At 46.8% G+C, this 6,011-nt stretch carries 13 protein-coding genes; 3 read left to right on the top strand and 10 right to left on the bottom strand.

Annotated features, from left to right (window positions below):
• A partial coding sequence (locus KJS57_RS25860; protein ID WP_211020181.1) for an IS3 family transposase occupies positions 1–85 on the top strand: 85 nt, incomplete at its 5' end.
• 56 nt (positions 86–141) lie between these two features.
• Here the strand turns inward: KJS57_RS25860 and KJS57_RS25865 are convergent.
• A complete protein-coding gene (locus KJS57_RS25865) occupies positions 142–402 on the bottom strand; it encodes a hypothetical protein (RefSeq protein WP_213656833.1) in 261 nt (86 codons plus the stop codon).
• Positions 403–465: 63 nt separating this feature from the next.
• Here KJS57_RS25865 and KJS57_RS26855 point away from each other — a divergent pair, with 63 nt between their 5' ends.
• Complete coding sequence (locus tag KJS57_RS26855) at positions 466–705, top strand: helix-turn-helix domain-containing protein (protein WP_505871754.1); 240 nt, start codon at positions 466–468, stop codon at positions 703–705.
• A 300-nt stretch (positions 706–1,005) separates the two neighbouring features.
• On the opposite strand, the gene KJS57_RS25875 is transcribed toward KJS57_RS26855, so the two are convergent.
• Positions 1,006–1,398, bottom strand: a complete 393-nt coding sequence (locus KJS57_RS25875) for a YhjD family protein (protein WP_213656834.1) — start codon at positions 1,396–1,398, stop codon at positions 1,006–1,008.
• Between the two features lie 178 nt (positions 1,399–1,576).
• Between KJS57_RS25875 and KJS57_RS25880 the strand changes: the two genes are divergently transcribed.
• Positions 1,577–2,266 (top strand): Ltp family lipoprotein, encoded by a 690-nt coding sequence (locus KJS57_RS25880; RefSeq protein ID WP_213656841.1) that lies wholly within the window; start codon positions 1,577–1,579, stop codon positions 2,264–2,266.
• 112 nt (positions 2,267–2,378) lie between these two features.
• Here the strand turns inward: KJS57_RS25880 and KJS57_RS26655 are convergent, their stop codons facing one another.
• From KJS57_RS26655 to KJS57_RS25910, 8 genes are all read right to left on the bottom strand, one after another.
• Positions 2,379–2,984, bottom strand: a complete 606-nt coding sequence (locus KJS57_RS26655; RefSeq protein WP_213656835.1) for a M23 family metallopeptidase — start codon at positions 2,982–2,984, stop codon at positions 2,379–2,381.
• Complete coding sequence (locus tag KJS57_RS25890; protein ID WP_213656836.1) at positions 2,981–3,283, bottom strand: phage holin, LLH family; 303 nt, start codon at positions 3,281–3,283, stop codon at positions 2,981–2,983. Before KJS57_RS25890 ends, KJS57_RS26655 begins: the two co-directional genes overlap by 4 nt.
• Positions 3,280–3,615: a hypothetical protein gene (locus KJS57_RS25895; RefSeq protein WP_213656837.1), complete on the bottom strand. Its 336-nt coding sequence runs from the start codon at positions 3,613–3,615 to the stop codon at positions 3,280–3,282. The genes KJS57_RS25890 and KJS57_RS25895 overlap by 4 nt, the downstream gene beginning before the upstream one ends.
• A 12-nt stretch (positions 3,616–3,627) precedes the next feature.
• The gene (locus KJS57_RS25900) at positions 3,628–3,900 is read right to left on the bottom strand and encodes a hypothetical protein (protein ID WP_213654760.1); all 273 of its coding nucleotides are present in this window, start codon (positions 3,898–3,900) and stop codon (positions 3,628–3,630) included.
• 57 nt (positions 3,901–3,957) lie between these two features.
• On the bottom strand, positions 3,958–4,086 hold the full coding sequence (locus KJS57_RS26660) for a CD1375 family protein (RefSeq protein WP_280520409.1): 129 nt from the start codon (positions 4,084–4,086) through the stop codon (positions 3,958–3,960).
• A gap of 61 nt (positions 4,087–4,147) precedes the next feature.
• The gene (locus KJS57_RS26665) at positions 4,148–4,276 is read right to left on the bottom strand and encodes a CD1375 family protein (RefSeq protein WP_280520410.1); all 129 of its coding nucleotides are present in this window, start codon (positions 4,274–4,276) and stop codon (positions 4,148–4,150) included.
• A complete protein-coding gene (locus tag KJS57_RS25905) occupies positions 4,277–4,663 on the bottom strand; it encodes a hypothetical protein (RefSeq protein ID WP_213656838.1) in 387 nt (128 codons plus the stop codon).
• A 14-nt stretch (positions 4,664–4,677) separates the two neighbouring features.
• Positions 4,678–5,883: a hypothetical protein gene (locus KJS57_RS25910; RefSeq protein WP_213656839.1), complete on the bottom strand. Its 1,206-nt coding sequence runs from the start codon at positions 5,881–5,883 to the stop codon at positions 4,678–4,680.
• Between the last annotated feature and the right edge of the window lie 128 nt (positions 5,884–6,011).

Consider the following 6,011-nt stretch of genomic DNA (forward strand, 5'->3'; position numbering starts at 1 on the left):
ATATTACAACCATCACAGGTATCAATGGGGATTAAAAAAGATGACCCCTGTTCAGTACAGGAATCATCTATTGTCTGTTGCCTAAGCCTTCTCTTTTTTAAGTGTCCTTGACAAGGGTACCAGTTTAGAGGGGTCATTCGTTTATTTATTGCAATAATTATGAATCTTCATTCCATCTAACAACCCCGTTTTATATGAGGCTCTGCTGCTTTCAATGCAAACCTTAAGATAAGCATCTTCAAGGTTTATTAAAACCGGGGCCATCGAGTTTGGCAATTTCAGTTTCAGTTCCTGGATGATACCAATCAATTCGTCCAAAGTTTCAGAACAGGCGATCTCGGCTTGCGAAATAATGTCATCTGATCTTTTTTCAACAATTGATTCGATTAATTCGATTGGCATTAATATTGCCTCCTGTCATCTTGTTGTTTACCAAACTAAGGAATGGTACAATTTACCGAGAACATGTCCGAAAGGAGTAAGCAAATTTTGAATATCTCCCGAGGGAGATGCTTACTTCCTGACCTGCTCAAGCAACGGAAATGGACCCAAACTTTTTTTGCAGAAAGGTCCGGCCGTAGCGTTCGAATGGTATCCCATTTTTGCAACAGCGAGCGGGCAATGCTGCCTGAAGATATGTATGTGGCCGCCATGATCTTAGGGTGTAGAATGGAAGACCTTTATGAGTGGGTTAATGAGAAGTAAGTTGCGGATTTTCCGCACTCCTTCGGATATATTTGGAACAAATTGTTCCAAACGGACAGTATTCGACTTTTCCGGAATTCAATTTTTCCGACCCCCTCCCTTTAGAGAGTATTACTCCCATTCTATCATCAAGTTTCGGTGAATTATTAACATTAAAAAAATTTAATGTAAGCGCATCATTTGTCTAAATTCGGAACATTTGTTCTTATTATAATCCCGACTTACCATTTTGGCAATAAGAATTACCGGACAGGTACCGGCCAATATAAAAGACCACTGAGGAATATCTCCTGAGTGGTCTTATTTGGGCTTCAATACGTCCGCTACAGCTTCAACATATTTGCCCAGCCTAATACTAATCTCCGACTTCATAACGTCTCTAGTCAATCCTAGTCGGTCTGTATAACCCCGGCAAGTATAATAGTAATAAATCACAAAACCGTCCTTGCTGTGTTCCTCTTTGGTTACTTGTATCCCGTGATGCTTAAGGGCTAGTCGATGAATCTTTAAGTCCATAAAAACCATACCCTCAATGTGTTCGTTGAACAATAAATAAGTATCTCTCAAAATTGAGTCAGTGAATTGCAGATCGTCTATGCTTTTATGCACCATCGTATGTATATGAGTAAGCAGTATGTAATCTCGCATCATTCGGCGTTCTTCGGCTGTAATTATCCCGGCTGTTTTGTTCATTTCGCACCTCGTAAATAAGAACGTATATTCGTATTATAAGCCCGATCGGTTGGATAGATCAATATCTCTTTTTATTGAAAAATTCCAAACTATTAGAAAAATACTAGTACTATGGATATATTTTCCTAGGTCTGATAAACTACAGTTATACATTTTTAGGGGGTATTTTATTGTGTGGATGTTTATAGGATTAGTATCATTTGTTGCAAGTATCACTTTCACAGTAATAGCTTTCGTTTCAAAAGCTAAAAAGAATGGGAAGGCAAAAAAGCAATTTTTTATAGCCGCCGCTCTATTCGCTATCTTAATAATCTCAGTCGCAGCAGATCCAAGTACAACAGTTGAGAATGCTGACAGTACAGATGATAAAGCCGTAACAACGGCAGTCTCCACAGAAGGTGCTAAGGAAGATGACCAGGCGAAAAAAGAGACCGAGGATAAAGCAAAACTAGAAGCAGAGAAAAAAGAGAACGAAGAGAAAGCTAAGTTAGAGGCAGAGAAAAAGGCAAAAGAGGAAGCCGAGGAAAAAGCAAGAAAGGAAGCTGAGGAAAAGGAGAACAGCATCCCTAGGGAATATAAAGCTGCGTTAAGAACCGCGGAAACATATGCAGAAGCCATGCACATGTCAAAAGCGGGTATATACGACCAGTTGACTTCAGAATATGGGGAGCAGTTCCCTCCAGAAGCAGCCCAATATGCCATTGATAATATTGTAGTCGACTGGAAAGAAAATGCATTAAACATGGCTCAAACCTATGCAGAATCAATGAATATGTCTGATGCGGATATTTACGATCAGTTGATTTCCGAATATGGTGAAAAGTTTACAAAGGAAGAAGCACAGTACGCGATTGATAATTTAGAATAATACAAAAAAAGCCCACCGACCAATAGGTAGTGGGCTTTTCTAACGATTCTATCGGATTATATATCGCCAGGGTAGCTTTATATATTATATTATTTGGGACAATCTGTAAACCCTAACTATTTTGTTTTGGTTGACCCGATGCGACACGCAGCTCATCCGCCAGTCTTCCGATTTCCTTTTTCTCCGTTGGTGTCTTCGCCGCGCCGTAAGCCGGCTTAAGCCATTGATTGATGATTTTATTTGCATCTGCTGCTTTCATCTTCGGAACATCCCCCCCGTAGTAATCCTTTAGGTACTTGGTCGGCTCCACAACGCCGTTTTCGGTGGCGGTATACCCATAACTTGGGCTGGCCTTCTTGCGGACCTCATAATGGAGATGCGGCCCCGTGCTAACGCCTGTGCTACCCTGACGCCCGATCATCTGACCGCGCTCCACTTTTTGTCCAACCTTGACGGCTGCCATCGATAAGTGAGCGTAGCAGTGCAAATAACCCTTATCGTCCTTGATGGCCACGACGATCCCGTAGCCGCCGAATCCCGAGCCCTTTACTCCCTCCTTGGCATGGACAACCTCCCCGGCAACAAAGGCGTAGATCGGGCCGTTTGAGGGGCTGGTGACGAGATCCACCCCCCGGTGGAATTTACGAGTTTTATATACGGGGTGGATTCGGTAGCCGAATGGGCTAGTCAACTTGTACTCTGCAAATGGATTGCTCATGCCGCTGTCCCTTTGTTAAGCTCCAGCACCGTCGCCTCGATAAGCGCGTTGAGGGCGTCGATATCCATGATGTACCCGTGCTCCGCTAAAAAGTCCAAGACGTATTTTTTCTTCTCGTCGCCCCGCCCGGGTCCCGTGTAGATTTGCTCAGCTGCCGCAACTGCGATCTTTGTCCATGCGGCGATCTGCTGGCGCTGTTGCTCCGTGGTTTTGGATTTAATGTAGGGTACGACAAAAGTAGTGATAATGGCCGCAATAAGTAAAATAGCAGCCTGTACAATAGGTGTTAAATCGATCATGGTCCTTCCTCCTCTGCCGGGTCGTCCGGCGTATATAATTTGATTTTACTTACGTTTTCATTTTTCGCCTTCCAGTAATAAAAGCCGAGAGCCGTTGCCACCGGCGCGCCAATAAACGCAAGCAATGCGCCCAATTCCGCACTCGACCGCAATACAACGACGACGCCGATGACGACGCCGAAAAAGTACGTCGCCATGACGAGCGCCAGCACGATCTTGCTAAACTCGATTTTCTTACGCTTCCTACGTTCCTTTCGTTCGCCGGGCCGCCAAAACAGCGCCAGTACGACCGCCAATACCGCAACTCCAATCGCAATCGCGGAGTAAATCATATGCCGCGCCTCCTACGCAAATTTGTCCAACCGTTCGCGACTGTTTTGACGCTCCTCAAGTCGCGTTACTCGCTCGGACAAACCGTCCACACGCTGGCCTTGCGCACGCACGTCCGCACGAATATCGTCAATGCCGCGCTTGATATATTCGACGTCCACACGCTGAACAACGTCGGACTCCGTGCTTGCGCTGATGTCATGCTTTGCGTTGCGTGCGAAAGTTGTCCACGCGAGTATAATGCTACTTACCGTTGAGATTACGGCGATTACCGCTACCCAATCCATCCATCCGCCTTCTTCCGTAATAAAATAGCCCCCGGATCAGCTCCGAGGGCTTAATATCTATTCAATCCCTAAATCCGCCTTGACGATATCCAGGATAATCTCTGGCACATCATCGATCGTCCGGCGACCGGCCAAGATCAGCGCAACGTAGGTGGTTGCAAAGACCCGTTTCATTTGCTCGCTCACAGGATCACCTCCCTCCATTAAGCGCTCAAATGTCCATAATAAAAGCCGATACCGTAGCGCATTAAGCACTTGTATCAGCTTCTTTTAAAGTGTTGTATTCTGCTTTTAATTGCTCCGGCACACTGTCCTCTGTCCGCCGTCCTGCTTTGACCAAATCCAGATAAATCTTAGCAAAAGCTGTCTTGTCCAATTAAAGTCCTCCCAACGTCATCTCCAAAAGGGATGCAATAGCTTCTTTGTTGTCTAGATCGGAGGCCCTTAGCTCCGCGATCTGCTCCGTCAATGGCTTTTGATATGCCGGCGGTTGTTCCGGGTTGCTCGGGTCCGGATAGCTAAACTCCAGCTCCAGCGTGTCCAGATTTACGCGGTACCCGTTGCACTCGGCAAAGTCCTCCTCGTACTGTCCATACTCTAGCTGGATCACGCCGACTGTTTCTGGCACTCGCTCGGCAAGCGCTGTGTAATTGGCAAAGTCCTCCTCTTGCGTTGTCTCGCGGACATTACCGGATCGTGGACGTGTATCAACAATTACAAAGCCTGTTGACTTTTCATAGTATATTTTTCGACCAATTTGCATTATCAACCCTCCCATTACTCAAAAGCAATCCATCTGACTGTTGTTTGATCATTTCTAATTTTCAAACGAAATTCTCCGTGTACTACTTTATATGTGGTTCCGTCCAAGACCGCCCGATTACCTCGTTCGGCGTAGTTTGCTGTACTCGATGCCGCGTTATAAACGGCGGTGTAGTAATAAGAGTTTAATCTAAAATCAGTGATTACAATAACACTAGGTAAAAAAGAAAGCCCGGTTACATGCACATCGGAAAATGAGCCGGTAGAACTGGTGTTATACGTACCCTCCGCCCACTGTTTACCTTCAACCATTGTGCCAGCTACGCCGAAGATAGACATTCCTTTCCTGATGTTTTCGGGGAGCATATTAGGTGCCGCAGGAACAACAATATCTCCGCCGTAGTAACCCGATGGTAAGGATTGTATTGTCGTACTTGGGATAATTGAGTTTATTGTTCCACGGTCCGGAATCGTCCCAGGCACTCCCGCTATCGTCGTACCCGCCAGAACTTTGTCTGCTGGCACCGTGACCTTAGCGACTTTTGCACCTTTATACGCTCCGTCCGGGACGACAACATCCACTGTACCACTCGGTGTTAATATCGCAGCCCCTCGGTTTGCCATCGTCCCGGTGACTTTGCCGGGTGCGATATATGCCGTTTTGCCTGCGAGTACATCCGCTGCTGTTGCCGTTGCATCGCTCGTATCTACGCCGCCTGGTACGCCTGTCGGGATTGACCCGATGCCGGCCGCGATATCATCAAAACTGTGCGGCTCACTCCCCGGCACGACACCGCCCTTGTCGGCAACAGCGGTAGTGAGTGCCGCTTTACCGTTACCGACATGTGTAAAAAGCTCTGTAATTGCTCCTGCTGCGTCTTTGGCCGTTGTTGGCACGCCGGACATGTCGCCAATCTGCGCGGTCAGATCCTGTATATCGGTCTGTACGCCATTAACCGCACTCTCCGCCGCCGTCACGCGCTGATTTAGCGAGCCTACATCCGCTGTCGCCCCGTTGACCGCATCGCTGACGAGCTGTAGTTGCATCTCGACGTCACCTACCGCATCGTCCGTGTACTGCTTTGCGGTGTCCTTTGCGGCTTGCTCTGCGGCAGGGACGGCAGCGTCCAGCTTCGTAAAGTTTTCGGTCCACTCCGCAACGTTAAGTTTATCATCGCGGCTCCAGACGTTAAGTCCGAGATTTTGCGTTTTTGTACTCATCGTATCCCTCCTATCTTGTAGCTAGCCATGCTAATAAAGCTACTCTTTCTGGCTGGTCGTCCGTATAAAACACATCGACTTGCGTTAATCCACCGCCAAAAATGTAAATCGCCCCTTGATAATACACG

It is taken from the genome of Paenibacillus vini (genome assembly GCF_018403325.1).
Taxonomy (GTDB): domain Bacteria; phylum Bacillota; class Bacilli; order Paenibacillales; family Paenibacillaceae; genus Fontibacillus; species Fontibacillus vini.

Bases quoted from the DNA above. Each gene is read 5' to 3' on its own strand.
- KJS57_RS25865 (WP_213656833.1), bottom strand. From the start codon at position 402: ATGCCAATCGAATTAATCGAATCAATTGTTGAAAAAAGATCAGATGAC.
- KJS57_RS26855 (WP_505871754.1), top strand. From the start codon at position 466: ATGTCCGAAAGGAGTAAGCAAATTTTGAATATCTCCCGAGGGAGATGC.
- KJS57_RS25875 (WP_213656834.1), bottom strand. From the start codon at position 1,398: ATGAACAAAACAGCCGGGATAATTACAGCCGAAGAACGCCGAATGATG.
- KJS57_RS25880 (WP_213656841.1), top strand. From the start codon at position 1,577: ATGTTTATAGGATTAGTATCATTTGTTGCAAGTATCACTTTCACAGTA.
- KJS57_RS26655 (WP_213656835.1), bottom strand. From the start codon at position 2,984: ATGAGCAATCCATTTGCAGAGTACAAGTTGACTAGCCCATTCGGCTAC.
- KJS57_RS25890 (WP_213656836.1), bottom strand. From the start codon at position 3,283: ATGATCGATTTAACACCTATTGTACAGGCTGCTATTTTACTTATTGCG.
- KJS57_RS25895 (WP_213656837.1), bottom strand. From the start codon at position 3,615: ATGATTTACTCCGCGATTGCGATTGGAGTTGCGGTATTGGCGGTCGTA.
- KJS57_RS25900 (WP_213654760.1), bottom strand. From the start codon at position 3,900: ATGGATTGGGTAGCGGTAATCGCCGTAATCTCAACGGTAAGTAGCATT.
- KJS57_RS25905 (WP_213656838.1), bottom strand. From the start codon at position 4,663: ATGCAAATTGGTCGAAAAATATACTATGAAAAGTCAACAGGCTTTGTA.
- KJS57_RS25910 (WP_213656839.1), bottom strand. From the start codon at position 5,883: ATGAGTACAAAAACGCAAAATCTCGGACTTAACGTCTGGAGCCGCGAT.